Raw genomic sequence first — 17868 nt, 5'->3', positions numbered from 1 at the left:
AATCATCGACAACAGGGGATCACCCGGATGCTGCGAGACGACAACGCCTCCGTCGAGCTGACCGGCTCGACCGTCTTTAAGGACGAGCGGAAACAGGCCTACCTCAACCCCGATGGCGCCGACCGACCGCTCATCAGTCCGGTGCCGGCCGCGACCCTCGACCGGGCGCGGCGCTACCGGCTGGAACGGCTGCGCATGAAGATGCGCGAATGGGATTGCGGCGCCCTGCTGCTCTACGATCCCGTCAATATCCGCTATGCCTTCGACTCGTCGAATATGAGCATCTGGACGATGCATAATCCGTCCCGCTACGCGCTGATCCTGGCCGACGGCCCGGCGATCATTTTCGAATTCGAAGGCGCCGAACACGTCAATGACGGGCTGCCCGGCATCGACGAGATCCGGCCATCGAAATCCTGGATCTTCTTCACCGCAGGCAACCTCGTGGAACCCCGGCTGAAGGCCTGGGCGGACGAGATCGCCGACATCGTCAAAGGCAATGGCGGCAACAGGCGCATCGCCGTGGACCGGCTCGAACCGGCCGGCGCCTTCGAGCTGACCGAACGCGGCTTTACGCTGCTCGACGGCCAGGAACTCGCCGAACGGGCGCGATCGATCAAGAGCGCCGACGAAATCGAACTGATGCGCTGGACGATCCGCGTCTGCGAAGCGGGCATGGCGCGCATGTACGAGGTGTCAGAACCCGGCCGCACCGAGCGGGAAATCTGGGCCGAGCTTCACTTCGAAAATGCCCGCAGCGGCGGCGAGTGGCTGGAGACCAAGCTCCTGACCTCCGGCCCGCGAACCAATCCCTGGTATCAGGAATGTTCCGACTACGTCGTCAAGCGCGGCGAGATGATCTCCTTCGACACCGATATGATCGGCCCCTACGGCTATTGCGCCGACCTCTCGCGTTCATGGACCTGCGGCCATGTCGCGATGAACGCCAAGCAGAGGGAAATTTATGCCGCGGCCAGGGATCAGATCGAGCACAATCTGTCCGTCATCAGGCCCGGCATGACGTTCCGGGAGTTCAACGAACTGTCCTGGCGGATCCCGGAAAAATACCAGCCCTACCGCTACACACTGGCCCTGCACGGCACCGGCATGGCGGACGAGTGGCCGGGCGTGATGCTGCATCCGGATTTCGATCCCGATTTCAGCGGCGTCATCGAGGAGAACATGGTGCTCAACGTCGAAAGCCTGATCGCCGAGGCGGGATCGGAAAGCATCAAACTGGAAACCCAGGCCCTGATCACCTCAAGGGGAGCCGAGCGGCTGGACAGCTTTCCCTGGGAGGAGGTCTGAGACGCCGGTAAGAAAACGCTTCAGTGCGCTCTCAAGGTCGCCGCGCGATGCTGCGAGGGCGTCTGCCCGAATGTGCGCTTGAACGTTCTGGTGAACTGCGAGGCGTTTTCAAAACCGACATCGAGCGCAATCTCGATGAGTGGCGCTTTCGACTGGGCAAGGATCGATTTTGCCCGTTCCATGCGAACGCGGTTATAGGCCTTGGCAGGCGACATGCCCGTCTTTTCGATGAAGATCCGCTCCAGCTGCCGCCTTGAGAGCCCGACCATGGCGGCAAGCTTCTCGATCGGCATGCTGCCGTCGACGAACTGCTCCATGGTGATCATCGCCGCCTTGACGCGGGCGTCGTCATAGTCGTCATAGAGCGGACGCCGCGGCTGAACATCCGATGGCGTTCGGGCCTTCTCGATCTGAAGCACCTCAAGCGCGTTTCGTTCGGCATCGCGGCTGATGTATTTTCTCACCAGCAATGCCGCCATGTCGGCAGCGCTGCTGCCCCCGGCGCAGGAGCCGCGCTGCCGGTCGAGATTGAAGAGCCGGTCGGAGCGGACGGCAAGCTCCGGAAAGCGCTCGCGAAACTCCTTGTAATGCAACCAGCTGACGCAGGATTCGTGCCGTTTCATCAGGCCAGCCGCCGCCAGGATGAACGAACCGGTGCACACGCCGATCAGCGGCACCTTCTTCGCATCCGCCTGCCGCAGGAAGGTGATCGTCTGCTGGTCGACCGGATTTTCGACCGTCAGCAGGCCGCCGACGACGACGATATAATCGAACCTTGAGGGATCGACGAAATCCGAGGTCGGCGCCACCTGGACGCCACAGCTGGAGGTGATCAGGTGCCGCGTGCTGCCGATCACCTGCCAGTCGGCAAGCACCCTTCCGGACCGATCCTGCTCGTCGCTCGCAAGCCTCAGCGTATCCACGAACAAGGCGAAGGCCGACAGCGTGAAGGACCGCGACAGAACGAACCCCACCTTCAGTCGGGCCGGCTGTTTTGCGCTATCGTCTACCAATCGATGCTGTTCAGGTCGCATGTTCATCTCCTGCCCCTTCGAACGCCCCTCATCGAATTTGAAAACCGTGCGCCAGCGGATCGCGATCGTCGACGAAAATCGTATTGTGCCCGATCACCCGCGCCCAGCCTCCGATACTCGGAAGAATGCCGGCATAAGGTCCGATTTTCGCCTCGGCTTCGACCCTGCCCTCGAAAATCGTTCCGATCAGGCTTTCATGGCGGTATCTCGAACCGACGGCAAGCCGGCCCTTTCCGTAAAGCTGCGCCATGCGTGCGGACGTGCCGGTGCCGCCGGGCGACCGGTCGATCGCCTTTTCTCCGTAGAAGACGGCGCAGCGCCCGTCCGAGACATCATTCACCGGGCGGTCGCACCAGATCGCGTGATGGACGCCGCGAATCCTCGGATCATCGGGATGAACGGGATCGACGACATGGGCAAGCGCTGCCCGGAGCTTTTGGCTGCATCCGACGATGTCGGAGGCGCTCATGCCGTCGAGCCCGCTCCAGTTCTCCTGCGGCTCGACGACCGCATAATAGTTGCCCCCATAGGAAATATCGACACGCAGCCGGCCCATATCAGGCACATCGACCTCGACATCCGCCTGGTGGAGATAGCTCGCCACATTGTGGAGGCGAACGGAATCGACATAGCCGCCCTTCTCCTCATAGGTGACGTCGACCCTGCCGGCCGGCGTTTCGATAGCGACCCTTCCGGCTTCACGCGGCTTGACCAAGCCCTCTTCGATCGCGGCGGTGACGGTGCCGATCGTGCCGGCGCCGCACATCGGCAGACAGCCGCTTACCTCGATGAAAAGAACGGCGAAATCACAATCTTCCCGATAGGCCGGATAGATGATCGAGCCCGACATAATGTCATGCCCCCTCGGCTCGAACATCAGCGCCTTGCGAACCCAGTCATGGTCGCGGACAAAGATTTCCCGGCGCTCGCCCATCGGCAGATGCGGAAGCAGCGGACCGCCGCCGGCGACGAGACGGACCGGGTTGCCGCAGGTATGGGCGTCGATGCAGAAGAAGCTGTTTCTCATTTTTTCATATCCCCGCTCACCGCGCCTTCGCCAGCCGGCCGCGGTCGAACAGGCCGCGGGTCAACCGGTCGAGCAGCAGGGCGACGGCAACGATTGCCAGGCCTGCTCTGAGGCCGAGCCCCATTTCCATGCGCGTCAAGCCGCGCGTCACTTCCGCGCCGAGCCCGCCCGCACCCACGAGACCGGCGAGCACAACCATCGCCAGCGACAGCAGGATGCATTGGTTGAGCCCGACCAGCAGCGTCTGCTTGGCAAGCGGCATCTCGATCTTCCACAGGATCGAGCGGGGCGGTGCGCCGATGGCGCTGCCGAGCTCGATGAACACCTTCGGCACCTGGTTGAAGGCAAGCGTCGTCAGACGCAGCATCGGCGGAATGCCATAGACGATGGTGGCGATGATCGCCGGCACGCGTCCGAGGCTGAAGATCATCACCGCCGGAATGAGATAGACCCATGGCGGCACGGTCTGCATCACGTCGAGAACCGGGCGAACCGCCGCCTCCAATGTCTTATAGCGCGAACAGAGTACGCCGATCGGAAAGGCGATGAGAACGGAGATCACGACGGCGACGGTGACCAGCGCAAGCGTCTGCATCGACGCCGTCCACAGTCCGACAAGCAGGCAGAAGCCGAGGCAGAGGCCGGCGACGATGGCGGCGCGCAGGCTGACGGCAAAGAATGCCGCCGCGACGACGATCGCGATCAGCGCAAAAGGCGGCACGAAGAGAAGTGCGGCCTCGATGGCGGAAAGCACCGTTTCGACCACATAGCTGATGGCCGCAAACAGCGGATGAAGGTTGGTGTTGAGCCAATCGACGGCCGGGGCCAGGAAAGCGCCGGGCGAAAACTGCAAGTCCGAAATATTCATGACTTCCTCCCCGTTCCCAAGCGAGCGGCGCTCTGCGTTATTCGGTCAATCACCATGGTCAATACCACGATGGCGATCGCCGCATTGATAGAAGTCGCGATATCGAGCGTCCTGATCGCGCCGTAGATCGTCTCTCCGAGCCCGCCCGAACCGACGATGCCGGCGATGACGACCATGCCGAAGGCCATCATCAGGCTCTGGTTGATGCCCGCCATGATGCTGGGCAGAGCAAAGGGAAGACGGATCTTGAAAAACATCTTTGCCGGTGTCATCCCCAGCGCCTCGCCAAGTTCGATGAACTCCTTGGGGGTCATGCGGATACCGAGCGAGGTCAGGCGGACCGCCGGCGGCACGGCGACGATCACGGTGGCGATCAACGCCGTCGCCGGTCCGTAGCCGAGCAGGGCGATCGCCGGCAGCAGGTAGATGTATGGCGGAAGCGTCTGGATGAGATCGAGACCCGGCTCCATGAAGCGATCAAGAGCGGTGAAAAAGCCCGCCGCGATACCGATCGGAATGCCGATCGCCAGGGCGATCACGGTGGCAGTGAGGACCAGTGCCAGGGTGCTCATCGTCTCCGGCCAGAGCCCCATCGAAAAACAAAGCGCCAGCGCGACACCGCTGAGCGCCGCGAACCAGACATTGACCAGCCGCCAGCCGATCAGCGCCACGACGATCGCAATCACATAGAACGGCGGAAGCTCGAGGAGCCAGAGGATCCCATCATAGAGGCCCTCGAGCACCTGCCTGATATAGTCGAAGAGAAATTCGCCGTTGTCGCTCACCCATTCGAGCGCGGAGTCCGTCCATTCGTCGAACAGATCGGTGAAGACTGAAGTATCCATGTCGATCAGCTCCGGTTGGGGTCACGCCGCCGTCAGATCGTGGGCGGAAGTTCCCTTGACGCCCATCAGCAGGCTGCGCGGCGTGACGACGCCGACGACCTGATCCTTGTCGACGACGGCGATGGCGTCGCGGTCCGACTGCATCGTCAAGGAGATAAGCTCGTCGATATCGGCGTCCGGCGTCGTCCGCGCCAGCGAAGCGATGTCGGAATTCGCCGCATTCTGCTGGAATTCGGCGACGCTGCGCATGACGGAATGCGCCTTGATCAGATGCAGACGGGATATGCCGGCGACGAATTCGGCGACATAGGCATCGGCCGGGTTGAGGATAATCTCCTCGGCCGTACCGGTCTGAATGATGACGCCGTCCTTCATGATCGCAATGCGGTCGCCGATGCGGATCGCCTCGTCGAGATCATGGGTGATGAAAACGGCGGACTTGCCAAGCGCCTTGGTCAACTGGCGGAACTCGTCCTGAAGCTGGCGGCGGATCAGCGGGTCGAGCGCACTGAACGGCTCGTCCATGAGAATGATTTCGGGGTCGGAAGCGAGCGCGCGCGCAAGTCCGACGCGTTGCTGCATGCCTCCGGAAAGCTCGCTGGGATACCGGCTCAGCCAGTCGGCGAGGCCGACCTTCTCCAGCGCGGCAGCGGCGGTCTTGTTGCGCTCCAGCTTGGCGATTCCCTGAACCTCGAGGCCGAAGGCCGCATTTTCCAGAACCGTCCGGTGCGGCAACAAAGCGACGCTTTGAAACACCATGCCGATATTCTTGGCGCGCATCTGTCTCAGATCGACCGGCGACAGGCTGGCGAGATCACGCCCCTTGACCATGACCTTGCCGGAACTCGGCGTGATCAGCTTGTTGAGAAGGCGGATGAGCGTCGATTTTCCGCTTCCCGACAATCCCATGATGCAGAAGATTTCGCCGCGCCGCACCTGGATGCTCGCATCGGAGACGCCGACGACGCAGTTGAATTCCTTCAGAACCTCTGTCTTGCCGAGGCCGCGCTCCTTGATCGACTTCATCGCCGCAGCGGACTTGCCCCCAAAGACTTTCCAGAGGGATTGGCAGTCGATCAGGACATCATTGGCATCGATATTGGCGGTTTTCATAGCGATCCCCTTTGAGCCAATGGCGCTGGCTTCTTTCTTAGGTTTCAGGGTGGCCGCCCGAGGGTTCGGACGGCCACGCGGCATTTACTTCTTCTTGATGTTTTCCCAGCGCTTGATCAGGTCGGCATGGCTGCCGATCCAGTCCTGCACGGCCTGGTCCATCGTCTTGCCGTCCTTGACTGCACCGTTGATGGTGGTGATGTCGGCGATCGGCACGTAGACGCTGGCCATGACTTCGCGGGCATGCGGATATTCTTCCGAGAAGCCCTTGTGGCCGATCCAGTAGTAGCTCTGCGGCGGCGGGAAGACGCCCTTCGGATCCTTGAGGTACTTGACCTCGTACTTCTGGACCATCCACGACGGCTCCCAGATCGTCACCGCAATCCATTCCTGGCGGTCGTAGGCAGACTTCAGCGCCGCCGTCATCGCAGCCGTGCTGCCTTCGACGAGCTGGAGCTTGAGGCCGTATTCCTTGACCGCATTCGAGGTATCGCGCATCAGGCCGGCGCCCGGCTCGATGCCGATGATCTTGCCGCCGAACTTGTCGGCGTTTTCATTGAGCTGTTCGAGCGAGTCGATCGGGACATATTTCGGAACGGCCACGCCCTGATAGAGGCCATGCGAAACCGGAGAAATCTTCTCGAGGCGGTTCTTGTTCTTGTCCCAATAGTCCTGAGCGACGTAATCGGTCTGCGAGGTCAGAGCTTGGATATCGCCCTTCGCGAGAGCGGCATAGGCAATGCCCCATTCGGAAAATTCGGTGACCTTCACGGTATAGCCGGCGTCTTCCAGAACCTTCTTGGTAATGCCGGTGATCGGCGTCAGGTCTTCCCACGCCATCGTGCCCAGAGTGATCGTCTTTTCCTCCGCACGGGCAGGCAGGATGCTCATCCCGATCACCGCAGCGGCGCAGAGAGCCTTCCACAAAGTCTTCATTGTTGTTACTCCTGGTTTTAGTTCCCATTCTCATCGAAGCCTGCGGGCGGCAGTCTTCCTATTGCGTGAGCCGAGGGTTCATCCCTCGCGGCCCGCACGCAATTCCTGAAAGCGGATCACCGAGTTGATGCCGAGCCATGCTATGGGCTCGGGAGGCAATCTCGTCGGTTCCGGCTGGTTTTTGAATTTGTCGAGCTCCGGGCTGGCCACTCCTGTCGCAAGATCGGCCGCCATCATCCCGGCAAGCGTGCTCTTGACGGTGCCGAGACCGTTTTCGCAGCAGGCGGAAAAAAGTCCTTCGTCGACCTCGCCGAACGCCGGCACATGGTTTCGGCTAAGGCAGAGTGCACCCGCCCAGCTGTATTCCATCGGAACGCGCTCCAGCCCGGGGAAACGGGCATCGAACGACCGCCGCTGTTCGGAGGCGATGCCGGCGACCCGCTTCTCCGACACTTTGAGGCTCGGGTCGTAGGTGAACCGCGTCCGGACGACGATTCTGGAAAGCCCGTCTTTGGTGATCTTGCGCACCGTGGCGCCCATCGGATCGGCCGGCAGCAGCGCCCAGCGATCGACGCCGGTGACGTCGCCGCCGAACTCGTTCTGCGAAAAGGCCGACGTCATCGACGCATAGGTGAAGATATGCATCAGCCGGCCCCGGAAGTGGCCGAAACTCTGGATATGGCCGTTTACCCCCAGAATGACCTTGGGCGCGGAAACCGAGCCGCGGGCCGTCTTTGCCTTCCAGGTCCGGCCCTCACGGGCAAGCTCCAGGACCGGCGAGTGCTCGTGGATGATCACCTTGGAGGAAATCCCGCGCGCCAGGCCGCGAATATAGTCGGCCGGCTGGATCATCACCGCGCCCGGCGTATAGAGACCGCCGAGATAGTAACGCGAGCCGGTCATGTCTAGCATCTGAGCGTCATCGAGAACACGATGGTCCTCGCCGATCTTTTCGAGCGACTTCCGGTAGTTGTCGTTCAGTCCCATCCCCCGCTCGGAGGCCGCGGCATTCACCTTGCCCGCCGGATCGAAGGTCTCGCGCGACATGCCATATTCGGCTGCAGCATCGGCCGCAAAGGAAATCGCCAGACGGTTCTGACGGATCTCGTCCTTCGTCGCCGCCTCGTCCGCGACCGAATACTCGCCCGAGGACAGGTTGTGCGGCACGTCGATCATGAAGCCGGAATTGCGCCCGGCCGGTCCCTTGGCAAGTTCACGCGCATCCAGGACGACGATCTTGTCTTCAGGGCGCGATTGCGAAAGACGACGTGCTGCCGACAGGCCGGCAAACCCGCCGCCGATGATCAGCCAGTCGGCCGTAATGTCGTGCTCAAGCGCCGTGACGGGAAAGGTGCGTTCGCTGGTCGCCTCCCATCCCGAAACGCCGGTGTCGGTCGGCAGGTGCTTGATCACATGGCGGCTCATCGGATCGTCTCGTCGACCGACCGTTCGGATATGTCGATCCAAATGGTCTTGAGTTCGCAATAGTTGTCGTGAGCGAAGACCGACTTGTCGCGGCCGCCGAAGCCGGACTCCTTGTAGCCGCCGAACGGTGTGGTGGCGTCGCCTTCGCCGAAGCAGTTGACCGTGACCAGGCCGGCGCGGATGTCGCGGGTCAGCCGGATCGCATTGCGCAGGCTGCCCGTGTAGACGGATGCCGTCAGGCCGTAATTGGTGTCGTTGGCCAGAGCGGTCGCCTCGGCGAGCGTGTTGAACGTCGTGACCGACAGGATCGGCCCGAAGATCTCTTCCTGGAACAGGCGGCTCGCCGGCGTCACGCCCTCGACCAAGGTCGGCTCGATGAAGATGCCGTTATAGGTTTCGCCGCCCTGGGTGACGGAGAGCTTCTCCGTCTTGGCGTCGTCGAGGAAGGATTTGACCTTCTCGAAGTGCGACTTGCTGACCAGCGCGCCGATGCGGTTTTCCGGATCGAGCGGATCGCCCGTCTTCCATTCGCGCATATAGGCGCCGATGCGCTTCATCAGCTCGTCCTTGACCTTGGCATGGACGATGAGGCGCGACGTGGCCGAGCAATTCTCGCCCATGTTCCAGAAGGCGCCGTTGACGACCTGCTCGGCGACGAGATCCAGGTCCTCGGCATCGTCGAGAACGACGGCGGGGTTCTTGCCGCCGCATTCGAGCACGACCTTCTTGAGGTTGGAATCCGCCGCATACCGCAGGAAGCGGCGGCCGGTCGGCGTCGAACCGGTGAAGGCGACCATGTCGACGTCCATATGCAGGCCGATCGGCTCGCCGACCTCGCGGCCGGAACCGGTGACGACGTTGAAGACGCCGGCCGGAATGCCTGCCTCAAGGGCGAGCTCGGCGACGCGCAGCGTCGTGAAAGTCGTTTCCTGCGCCGGCTTGACAATAACCGAGCAGCCGGCGGCAAGCGCCGGGCCGATCTTCCAGGCCAGCATCAGCAGCGGGAAATTCCACGGCAGCACGCATCCGACGACACCGATCGGCTCGCGCACGATCATCGTCAGCGCGTTGGCGCCGACAGGCGCGGTGTTGTCGTAGAGCTTGTCGATCAGCTCGGCATGCCAGCGCAGCGTATGAATGGTATCGGGAACGTCGACGGTCTGGCATTCGCGGACCGGTTTGCCGCTGTCGAGGCTTTCCATGACGGCGAGTTCGTGCCTGTTGCGCTCCAGGAGCTTGGCAAGCTTCAGCAGCACTTCCTTGCGCTCGCCCGGCGAACGAAGCCGCCAGCGGCCGTCGTCAAAGGCCTCTTTCGCCTTCTCAACGGCGAAATCGACGTCACTGGAATCGCAGGCTGCGATTTCGGCCAGGGCCTCGCCGGTGGCGGGGTTGGTCGAGGTGAAGGTCTTGCCGGAATTTGCCGGACGGAATGCACCATCGATGAAGGCATTCGTCGGAAGTTGAAGACCGGCGGCAATCGCCTTGTATTCGGCGGCGGTCAAAGGTTCATGCATGGTTGGCTCCCGACGTGATCTGGCCGATCGTGCGCTTCAACGTGGAAACGACGGTCTCAAGGGTTCTTTTCTCTTCGGAGTTCAGTCCGCGCAGCGGCGCCCGCACCGGACCGGCTTTGAGGCCGATGATCTCGCATCCGTGCTTGATCGACTGGACGAATTTCCCGCATTCGAGGAAGTCCATCAGCGGCAGCATCGCGCTCATGATCGCCCGGCCCTTGTCGAAATTCTTCTCGAGGACGCAGGCCTCATAGAGGGCGACATGCTCGCGCGGCAGGAAATTGGAGCCGGCGCAGACCCAGCTCTTCGCACCCCAGGCGAAGAATTCGAGCGCCTGGTCGTCCCAGCCGCAGGACAGCGCAATGTGCGGAAATTTCCGGGCGAGCCGGTGAAGATTGCCCATGTCGCCGGAGCTTTCCTTGATGGCGACGACGTTCTTCGACTTGCCGACGCGGGAGAAATACTCCTCGCCCATCACCACACCCATACGGGCGGGATAGTTGTAGAGCATGATCGGCAGGTTGGCGGCGCGATCGACCGTCAGGGCATGGACCGCGTTCTCGCGTTCGGTCGGCAGCGCATAGGGCGGTGACGACACCAGGATCGCATCCGCGCCGATTTCCTTTGCAGCCTTGGCATATTCGACCGAATCCTCGGTGCGCGTGGCGCCGGTGCCGATGATGAGCGGCAGCCGCGTGCCGATGACCTCCTTGGCATAGGCCCCGAGCTCGAAACGCTCCTGGCTGCTCTGAGCGTAGTATTCGCCGGTCGAGCCGCCGACGATGATGCCGTGGACGCCCGCTTCGATCAGCGACTCGAGCACGGCTGCAAATCCGGCCCGGTCGATCTGACCATCTCGATCGAGCGGCGTTACCGCCGGCGTGTAGATCCCCTCAAACTTCACGATGACTTCTCCAATATTTGCGTGGCTGGACCGCCGACGAAGGCGTCCGCCTTGAGGCCTTGCGGTGCGATGAACATCTCCATGTTCTCGCGAGACAATTCCCAGTGTTCAAAAACGAGATCGACGACGGCATCCTCGTCGTGAGCGCCGAGCGCTGCGATAAAGCCGTCATGATGGTCGACGGCCAGTTGGAGCCGCCGCCTCATGTCCTCGTTTTTCGGCCGGAAAAACGTGTGACCGATGCGCGCGTGGTCGATGAGCAGCCGGCCGAGGCTCGGCTGCATGTAGACGTTGCCCGACATCTCGCCGAAGATTTCGTGAAAGCGGTTGTTCTCCAGCACCATCGCCAGAGCGTCCGTCTTCTGGCTGGCGGCGCGAAACCGCTCCTGCGTCTGCTTCAGCTCGACAAGCTGCGCGGGCTTGAAATTCTGCACGGCGAGACGGCCGACCGCCGCATAGATCATCGGCGCGACGAGAAAGAAATTGCGCAGCGTGGAGTGGTTCATCGGGATGACCCGCGCACCCCTGTTCTCGCGGATGTCGATATAACCCTCGCCGGCAAGACGGCGGAATATGTCGCGCACCGGCGTCCGGGAAAGCCCGTACCTTTCGCTCAAACTGGCCTCGTCCAGATCGGCGTCCGGGTCCAGTTCCATCGTCAGAATCTGGCGTTTCAGATCTTCGTAGAGATTGCTCTTGGGTGTCTTCGCCATCGTCGATCTCCGGCCATTCGTTGCTCTACTGCAGGAAAGATGACACGCCTTTCGGCAGGAGTCAACGATTGTGTACCTTGCGTACACAATTCGTATTCGAGAAAAACACAATTTTTTCGGCGCCGCGACAGTCGCGACGATCGAACACGAAGCCATGCGCGAACGGGCCCGCGGCGCTCGACGCATCGCGCAGTCATTTTCAAGCTGATTGTCGGTGGCAAAGTGCGGGAAAGTCGACGTCGAGGCGGATATCGGAAGCCCGCGGACAAAGCTGCGCAGGGGCATCAGAAACGTCTATCGGCCGCTGCCCGGCTTGATCGGGGAGCGCCGGCGTCAGCGCTCCCCGAAAAATTCAGGCGGCGAGCACGCCGCTCTTCTTGGCAATCCAGGTGGCGATATAATCCATCAGGCCGGGAGAGAGGCAATCATAGGGCTCCAGACCCGACGCCTTCAGCTGCGCTCTGACGGCATCCATCTTGGCGGGATCGAAACCGCTTTCGATGATCGACGACACGAAGGCCGCAAAGCCGGGCTTTGCCCAGCCGCCTTCCTGGAAGCGCTCGGGATGGACGAAGGACAATCCCTGGAACGGGTGTTCGCGCTCGACCGGCCCATACATATGCACGCCGCATTCCTTGCAGGCGTGCCGCTGGATCAAGGCAGTCGAGTCAACGACGGCGAGTTTGTCGCCGTTCTCCAGGACTTCGACGCTCTCGGTCGGAGCGACCGCCACGACCGAAAAGACTGCCCCCTCGGGCTTCCAGCACTTGGTGCAGCCGCAGGCGTGATTGTGGGCGATATCGCCCTTGATCCTGACCTTTACAGGATTGCTCGTGCATTTGCACACCAGCGTCCCGCCTGTGAAAGCAGCGTCAGTCGCTCGAAAGCCCGAATCCACTGCCGGATGAATGGCTATGCTGCTCATTGCTTCTCTCCTTCCCTCCCTGGCCGTTTGCGTTATGCCCGGCCGAGCTCTGCAATCATTTTCCAAGCCTCTGCGCGTGCCAGCGCAGATGGTCTTCCATGAATGTCGAAATGAAAAAGTAGGAGTGGCCATAGCCTTCCTGCATGCGAAGCTTGAGGGGAATGCCCGCCGCCTCGCAGGCCTGCCGAAGCTCGTCGGGACGCAACCCGTCCTCCAGAAAACTGTCCGCCGTTCCCTGGTCGACGAAGAGCTCGGCGAAGCGATGCCCATCTTCGATCAGCGAGCAGGCGTCATAGGCCCGCCAGGTCTTTTCGTCAGCTCCGAGATATTTCCGCAAGGCCGGTTTCGACCAGCCGGAAACCGAGGGGTGGCTGATCGGCGCGAAGGCCGAGCAGCTCCGGAAGCGGTCGGGATTCTTGAGCGCAATGGTGATCGCCCCATGTCCGCCCATCGAATGGCCGAAAATTCCCTGGCGATCCATATCGGCGGGAAATTCGGCGGCAAGCAGACGCGGCAGCTCGTCGGTGACGTAGCTGTACATGCGATAATTGGCCGAAAACGGCGGCTCGGTGGCATCGACGTAAAACCCGGCGCCCTTGCCGAATTGCCAATTGTCGGGCTCGTCAGGAACGTGATCGCCGCGGGGGCTGGTATCCGGGCAGACGATGATCAGCCCGAGCTCGGCGGCAAGCCGCCGATATTCGCCCTTGTCCATGACATTGGCATGCGTGCAGGTCAGGCCGGACAGGTACCACAGAACCGGGCGCTTGCCTTCGGCCGCCTGCGGCGGCACGAAGACCGCAAAGGTCATGTCGCAGTCGCAGGCTTCGGAGCGGCTGACGTAGACGCCCTGAGTGCCGCCGTAAGACTTGTCGATCGAGATGGTTTTCATGGCTCAGTAGACCACCACGCCACGGATGCTCTCACCCTTGTGCATCATGTCGAAGCCCTTGTTGATGTCGTCGAGCGGCATCGTGTGGGTGATCATCGGGTCGATCTGGATCTTGCCCTGCATGTACCAGTCGACGATCTTCGGCACATCGGTGCGGCCGCGCGCGCCGCCGAAGGCGGTGCCCATCCAGTTGCGGCCGGTGACCAGCTGGAACGGCCGGGTGGAGATCTCCTGGCCGGCGCCGGCAACGCCGATAATGACTGATTTGCCCCAACCGCGGTGGGAGGCCTCCAGCGCCTGGCGCATCACCTTGGTGTTGCCGGTGCAGTCGAAGGTATAGTCGGCGCCGCCGATCAGGTCGCCACCCCGCTTCGTCATATTGACGAGATAGGGCACGATGTCGTCGCCGACCTCCTTCGGATTGACGAAATGCGTCATGCCGAATTTCTCGCCCCAGGCCTTGCGGTCAGGATTGATGTCGACGCCGATGATCATGTCGGCGCCGGCAAGCCGCAGGCCCTGCAGCACGTTGAGGCCGATGCCGCCGAGACCGAAGACGATCGCCGTCGAACCGATCTCGACCTTGGCGGTGTTGATCACCGCGCCGATGCCGGTCGTCACACCGCAGCCGATGTAGCAGATCTTGTCGAAGGGGGCGTCGGGATTGACCTTGGCGAGCGCAATCTCCGGCAGCACGGTGTAATTGGCGAAGGTCGAGCAGCCCATATAGTGATGGATCTTGTCCTTGCCGATCGAAAAGCGCGAGGTCCCGTCCGGCATCACGCCCTGGCCCTGGGTCGAACGGATGGCGGTGCAGAGATTGGTCTTGCGGGACAGGCAGGAATAGCATTCGCGGCATTCCGGCGTGTAGAGCGGAATGACGTGGTCGCCCTTCTTGACCGTGGTCACACCCGGGCCGACGTCGACGACGATGCCGGCACCCTCATGGCCGAGAATGGCAGGAAACAGGCCTTCCGGATCGGCGCCGGACAGGGTGAAATCGTCGGTATGGCAGATGCCGGTCGCCTTGACCTCGACCAACACTTCGCCGGCCTTTGGCCCCTCCAGCTGCACGGTCATCACTTCGAGCGGTTTTCCGGCCTGAACGGCTACGGCGGCGCGAACGTCCATTTGATAATCCCTCCTGTTAATTCAATTTCCGTTGTTAATTATGCGGGATGCGACCGAGCGATCGAAACCATCTGCTTCGGCCTCATCTTGGTGTCATCCCGGCTCGACCTGGCACCACACCGCGAGAAGCGGCTGCGCCGTGCATCTTATCGCGAAGGATTGCCCGGCATCATTGGCGAAGACCGTTCCGGTCGCGGCAGAAAACCACTGGGAATCACCAAGGCAGATTTCTCCCGGCGAAAGCAGAATGAACGCGCGTGGCTGCGTCTGAATATGATCGGGGAAGCGGGTATAGCGATCCATATAGATCACGCCGACCCGGAGATCGGCGCGCTCCTCCATGCCGCCAGGACCGACCAGAACGGCGTGGGAGTGCGTATTGCCGAAATTCAGGCTGGCAAACGGGCCAGTGCGGCCGCGTCTCCAGAGCAGTCTGTCGGCGAGGCTCTTGAACTGGCTGGCGATCGCCTCGTATTTCCGTCCGGATCTTGCCAAATGACTGATGGCGTCACTCAATCCCTCGGGCACACCAGGAAGAGGGCCTCCTTCCGGGTGCACCTTGCCGGTCTTGAGCAGCCTCTGAAGGACTTTGCCGGCAACGAAACTGGCAACGGCGGGAGCGTCGGCCGACAGCATCAGCCCACCGATATCGTTGAGGAACTCCTGCAGCGGCCGGGGACGCCTTTCCCGGCCGATGTCATGCAGTCTTATATAGGCCGGCTTTTCCTCATCGTTCAGGAGAAGGTCGGCACCGGGCCTGATTGGACGTCCCGCCATGCGCGCCACGTTCGGTCTCCCCGTTAAAGCGCCTTCTGCAATTCCGGCAGGGCGTCGAACAGATCGGCGACGAGGCCGTAGTCGGCGACCTGGAAGATCGGCGCCTCCTCGTCCTTGTTGATGGCGACGATCACCTTCGAATCCTTCATGCCGGCCAGATGCTGGATGGCGCCGGAGATGCCGGCGGCGATATAGAGATCGGGCGCCACCACCTTGCCGGTCTGGCCGACCTGCCAGTCGTTCGGGGCATAACCGGCATCGACGGCCGCCCGGCTGGCGCCGACGGCAGCCCCAAGCTTGTCGGCAACCGGCAGGATGACCTCCTTGAACTTCTCGGCCGAACCGAGCGCCCGGCCGCCGGAGATGATGATCTTGGCCGAGGTCAGTTCCGGGCGGTCGGAGGCCGACAGCGCATCGGCGACGAAGCGCGACAGACCCGGATCGGAGACCGCTGCGATCGCCTCGACCGAGGCCGAGCCGCCTGTCGGTGCCGAAGCAAACGAGGCGGTGCGCACGGTGATCACCTTCTTCGCATCGCTTGCCTGCACCGTCTGGATGGCGTTGCCGGCATAGATCGGCCGCTTGAAGGTATCGGATGAGACGACTTCGATGATTTCGGAGATCTGGGCAACGTCGAGCAGGGCGGCGACGCGCGGCAGCACGGTCTTGCCGACCGAGGTGGCGGCAGACAGGATCGTGTCATAGGAGCCGGCGAGCGAGACGATCAGGTCGGCCAGCGGTTCGGCCAGATTGTTGGCAAGCGCATCGCTTTCGGCCAGCAGCACCTTGGAGACGCCAGAGAGTTTGGCGGCCTGATCGGCCGCCGCCCTGGCGGCCTTGCCGGCGACGAGGATGTGCACGTCGGCGCCGATCTGCGAGGCTGCCGTCAGCGCCTTGGCGGTCTGGTCGGAGAGGTGATGGCCGTCATGGTCGGCCAGAAGAAGAATGCTCATGATAATTGCTCCTGTTCCAACCCGATTACAGCACGCCGGCTTCGTTCTTCAGCCTGTCGACCAGTTCGGCGACGCTCTTGACCTTGACGCCGGCCTTGCGGCCGGACGGCTCCTCGGTCTTCAACACCGTCAGCCGCGGCGTCGTCGAGACGCCGAAATCGGCCGGGCTCTTCTTGTCGAGCGGCTTCTTCTTCGCCTTCATGATATTCGGCAGCGAGGCATAACGCGGCTCGTTCAGACGAAGATCGGTGGTGACGACCGCCGGCAGCTTGATCTCGATCGTCTGCAGGCCGCCGTCGACCTCGCGGGTGACCGTTGCTTTGCCGTCCCCGATCTCGATCTTCGAGGCGAAGGTCGCTTGGGGCCTGCCGAGCAATGCCGCCAGCATCTGGCCGGTCTGGTTGCTATCGTCGTCGATCGCCTGCTTACCGACGATGACCAATCCGGGCTGTTCGGCATCGGCGACCGCCTTGAGGATCTTGGCGACAGCGAGCGGCTCGACCTGATCGTCGGTCTCGACCAGGATCGCCCGGTCGGCGCCCATGGCGAGCGCGGTCCTCAACGTCTCCTCGGCCTTGGCCGGGCCGATCGACACCACCACCACTTCCTCGGCCTTGCCGGCTTCCTTCAGCCGCAGCGCCTCTTCGACCGAGATCTCGTCGAACGGGTTCATCGACATCTTCACATTGGCAAGCTCGACACCCGAACCATCCGGCTTCACCCGGATCTTCACGTTGTAGTCGACAACCCGTTTGACGGGCACGAGAATCTTCATTTGCAATCCCCTTTGTTCTTCCGAATGCTGATCCCTACAGCGCCGGACGTCCTTTCAGACGCGCACAGGACGCTGCAAGGTTTAAACCTGCTCATCGCGCTACTCGTGCGGTCGATCGGCAAGCAACGCCCAGAAGGCGAAGAGCGGCGTATCGACCGACCTCATGGCATGTTTGATCCCTGGGACATTATAGAACGATCCGCCGATGCCGGGCGAAAACCACTTCCCCTCCCCCTGCTTGAACTCCCCCTCGGAAAGCACGAGATAGACCTCCTCCGGCGCATGATCATGATCGGGATAGCGCACATGCGGCGCCATCAACGTCACACCGAGCCACAGGTCGCTCCGCTCCTCCAGTCCGCCGGGGCCTATGATCATCGCATTGGCATGCCCATCGGCAAAATTGTCGCTCGCCGAGTGGTCATACTTGGTGCGCCGACGCCATTCAAGCATTGGCTCGATGCCTTTGAACGCCTCGACCAATCGCCCCAGCGAGGGATCATAGGAGGTATCAATCGCGAGCGCCACATCAAGGTAATCGCAGACCGGCAACCGGCTTCCGTCGCCGGCACGTGCGGTTCCCGGCTGCTCCAGCTTTGCGACAAACTGCCGTATCGAGCGTCGGGCCACCGGGGCTGTCGCAAATGCCTGGAAAGCCTGAGACGCTGTGTCCAAGAAAATCTGCAGGCTCCCCCCGCGTAAACTCATGCCATCCCCTCCCTAGAGCA

The 17868-nt window shown here is 62.1% G+C and carries 18 protein-coding genes; 1 reads left to right on the top strand and 17 read right to left on the bottom strand.

Annotated elements, in window-relative coordinates:
- The first annotated feature begins 27 nt into the window (after positions 1 to 27).
- The gene (locus tag EFD56_RS01455) at positions 28 to 1308 is read left to right on the top strand and encodes a M24 family metallopeptidase (RefSeq protein WP_037117884.1); all 1281 of its coding nucleotides are present in this window, start codon (positions 28 to 30) and stop codon (positions 1306 to 1308) included.
- A gap of 20 nt (positions 1309 to 1328) precedes the next feature.
- Here the strand turns inward: EFD56_RS01455 and EFD56_RS01450 are convergent, their stop codons facing one another.
- The 17 genes from EFD56_RS01450 to EFD56_RS01365 form a co-directional block, all read right to left on the bottom strand.
- Positions 1329 to 2342, bottom strand: a complete 1014-nt coding sequence (locus EFD56_RS01450) for a GlxA family transcriptional regulator (RefSeq protein ID WP_012490065.1) — start codon at positions 2340 to 2342, stop codon at positions 1329 to 1331.
- Between the two features lie 28 nt (positions 2343 to 2370).
- Positions 2371 to 3369: a 4-hydroxyproline epimerase gene (locus EFD56_RS01445; protein WP_004679049.1), complete on the bottom strand. Its 999-nt coding sequence runs from the start codon at positions 3367 to 3369 to the stop codon at positions 2371 to 2373.
- Between the two features lie 16 nt (positions 3370 to 3385).
- Positions 3386 to 4237 carry an ABC transporter permease gene (locus EFD56_RS01440; RefSeq protein ID WP_012490066.1) on the bottom strand — a complete coding sequence of 284 codons (852 nt, stop codon included), beginning with the start codon at positions 4235 to 4237 and terminating at the stop codon, positions 3386 to 3388.
- Positions 4234 to 5082 carry an ABC transporter permease gene (locus EFD56_RS01435; RefSeq protein ID WP_004679053.1) on the bottom strand — a complete coding sequence of 283 codons (849 nt, stop codon included), beginning with the start codon at positions 5080 to 5082 and terminating at the stop codon, positions 4234 to 4236. Before EFD56_RS01435 ends, EFD56_RS01440 begins: the two co-directional genes overlap by 4 nt.
- Before the next feature lie 21 nt (positions 5083 to 5103).
- Positions 5104 to 6195: a quaternary amine ABC transporter ATP-binding protein gene (locus EFD56_RS01430; RefSeq protein ID WP_012490067.1), complete on the bottom strand. Its 1092-nt coding sequence runs from the start codon at positions 6193 to 6195 to the stop codon at positions 5104 to 5106.
- Positions 6196 to 6279: 84 nt separating this feature from the next.
- On the bottom strand, positions 6280 to 7131 hold the full coding sequence (locus EFD56_RS01425) for a glycine betaine ABC transporter substrate-binding protein (RefSeq protein WP_004679057.1): 852 nt from the start codon (positions 7129 to 7131) through the stop codon (positions 6280 to 6282).
- 78 nt (positions 7132 to 7209) lie between these two features.
- Entirely contained in the window at positions 7210 to 8556 is a 1347-nt protein-coding gene (locus EFD56_RS01420; RefSeq protein ID WP_004679062.1) for an NAD(P)/FAD-dependent oxidoreductase, read from the bottom strand.
- Positions 8553 to 10070: an aldehyde dehydrogenase gene (locus EFD56_RS01415; protein WP_126904450.1), complete on the bottom strand. Its 1518-nt coding sequence runs from the start codon at positions 10068 to 10070 to the stop codon at positions 8553 to 8555. The genes EFD56_RS01420 and EFD56_RS01415 overlap by 4 nt, the downstream gene beginning before the upstream one ends.
- The gene (locus EFD56_RS01410) at positions 10063 to 10974 is read right to left on the bottom strand and encodes a dihydrodipicolinate synthase family protein (protein WP_012490069.1); all 912 of its coding nucleotides are present in this window, start codon (positions 10972 to 10974) and stop codon (positions 10063 to 10065) included. Before EFD56_RS01410 ends, EFD56_RS01415 begins: the two co-directional genes overlap by 8 nt.
- Complete coding sequence (locus EFD56_RS01405; RefSeq protein ID WP_004675979.1) at positions 10971 to 11687, bottom strand: GntR family transcriptional regulator; 717 nt, start codon at positions 11685 to 11687, stop codon at positions 10971 to 10973. Before EFD56_RS01405 ends, EFD56_RS01410 begins: the two co-directional genes overlap by 4 nt.
- Before the next feature lie 352 nt (positions 11688 to 12039).
- Positions 12040 to 12612, bottom strand: coding sequence for an S-(hydroxymethyl)glutathione synthase (gfa, locus tag EFD56_RS01395; protein ID WP_004675980.1), 573 nt, complete (start codon positions 12610 to 12612; stop codon positions 12040 to 12042).
- Between the two features lie 55 nt (positions 12613 to 12667).
- Positions 12668 to 13504, bottom strand: a complete 837-nt coding sequence (gene fghA / locus EFD56_RS01390) for an S-formylglutathione hydrolase (protein WP_012490071.1) — start codon at positions 13502 to 13504, stop codon at positions 12668 to 12670.
- A gap of 3 nt (positions 13505 to 13507) precedes the next feature.
- Positions 13508 to 14635, bottom strand: coding sequence for an S-(hydroxymethyl)glutathione dehydrogenase/class III alcohol dehydrogenase (locus EFD56_RS01385; RefSeq protein WP_012490072.1), 1128 nt, complete (start codon positions 14633 to 14635; stop codon positions 13508 to 13510).
- Positions 14636 to 14728: 93 nt separating this feature from the next.
- The gene (locus EFD56_RS01380; RefSeq protein WP_126904448.1) at positions 14729 to 15421 is read right to left on the bottom strand and encodes a dimethylsulfonioproprionate lyase family protein; all 693 of its coding nucleotides are present in this window, start codon (positions 15419 to 15421) and stop codon (positions 14729 to 14731) included.
- A gap of 14 nt (positions 15422 to 15435) precedes the next feature.
- Complete coding sequence (locus EFD56_RS01375) at positions 15436 to 16365, bottom strand: electron transfer flavoprotein subunit alpha/FixB family protein (protein WP_126904447.1); 930 nt, start codon at positions 16363 to 16365, stop codon at positions 15436 to 15438.
- Positions 16366 to 16390: 25 nt separating this feature from the next.
- The gene (locus EFD56_RS01370; protein WP_126904446.1) at positions 16391 to 17140 is read right to left on the bottom strand and encodes an electron transfer flavoprotein subunit beta/FixA family protein; all 750 of its coding nucleotides are present in this window, start codon (positions 17138 to 17140) and stop codon (positions 16391 to 16393) included.
- Between the two features lie 99 nt (positions 17141 to 17239).
- Entirely contained in the window at positions 17240 to 17848 is a 609-nt protein-coding gene (locus EFD56_RS01365; RefSeq protein WP_037114201.1) for a dimethylsulfoniopropionate lyase, read from the bottom strand.
- Positions 17849 to 17868: the final 20 nt, after the last annotated feature.

This window comes from Rhizobium phaseoli, assembly GCF_003985125.1.
Classification (GTDB): Bacteria; Pseudomonadota; Alphaproteobacteria; order Rhizobiales; family Rhizobiaceae; genus Rhizobium; species Rhizobium phaseoli.
Note: the sequence above shows the minus strand (reverse complement) of the source record. Positions and strands in the feature narration are given on the sequence as shown.

Excerpts from the sequence above, each read along its gene's own strand:
- EFD56_RS01455 (WP_037117884.1), top strand. The coding sequence starts at position 28 with ATGCTGCGAGACGACAACGCCTCCGTCGAGCTGACCGGCTCGACCGTC.
- EFD56_RS01450 (WP_012490065.1), bottom strand. The coding sequence starts at position 2,342 with ATGCGACCTGAACAGCATCGATTGGTAGACGATAGCGCAAAACAGCCG.
- EFD56_RS01445 (WP_004679049.1), bottom strand. The coding sequence starts at position 3,369 with ATGAGAAACAGCTTCTTCTGCATCGACGCCCATACCTGCGGCAACCCG.
- EFD56_RS01440 (WP_012490066.1), bottom strand. The coding sequence starts at position 4,237 with ATGAATATTTCGGACTTGCAGTTTTCGCCCGGCGCTTTCCTGGCCCCG.
- EFD56_RS01435 (WP_004679053.1), bottom strand. The coding sequence starts at position 5,082 with ATGGATACTTCAGTCTTCACCGATCTGTTCGACGAATGGACGGACTCC.
- EFD56_RS01430 (WP_012490067.1), bottom strand. The coding sequence starts at position 6,195 with ATGAAAACCGCCAATATCGATGCCAATGATGTCCTGATCGACTGCCAA.
- EFD56_RS01425 (WP_004679057.1), bottom strand. The coding sequence starts at position 7,131 with ATGAAGACTTTGTGGAAGGCTCTCTGCGCCGCTGCGGTGATCGGGATG.
- EFD56_RS01420 (WP_004679062.1), bottom strand. The coding sequence starts at position 8,556 with ATGAGCCGCCATGTGATCAAGCACCTGCCGACCGACACCGGCGTTTCG.
- EFD56_RS01415 (WP_126904450.1), bottom strand. The coding sequence starts at position 10,070 with ATGCATGAACCTTTGACCGCCGCCGAATACAAGGCGATTGCCGCCGGT.
- EFD56_RS01405 (WP_004675979.1), bottom strand. The coding sequence starts at position 11,687 with ATGGCGAAGACACCCAAGAGCAATCTCTACGAAGATCTGAAACGCCAG.
- gfa (WP_004675980.1), bottom strand. The coding sequence starts at position 12,612 with ATGAGCAGCATAGCCATTCATCCGGCAGTGGATTCGGGCTTTCGAGCG.
- fghA (WP_012490071.1), bottom strand. The coding sequence starts at position 13,504 with ATGAAAACCATCTCGATCGACAAGTCTTACGGCGGCACTCAGGGCGTC.
- EFD56_RS01385 (WP_012490072.1), bottom strand. The coding sequence starts at position 14,635 with ATGGACGTTCGCGCCGCCGTAGCCGTTCAGGCCGGAAAACCGCTCGAA.
- EFD56_RS01375 (WP_126904447.1), bottom strand. The coding sequence starts at position 16,365 with ATGAGCATTCTTCTTCTGGCCGACCATGACGGCCATCACCTCTCCGAC.
- EFD56_RS01370 (WP_126904446.1), bottom strand. The coding sequence starts at position 17,140 with ATGAAGATTCTCGTGCCCGTCAAACGGGTTGTCGACTACAACGTGAAG.
- EFD56_RS01365 (WP_037114201.1), bottom strand. The coding sequence starts at position 17,848 with ATGAGTTTACGCGGGGGGAGCCTGCAGATTTTCTTGGACACAGCGTCT.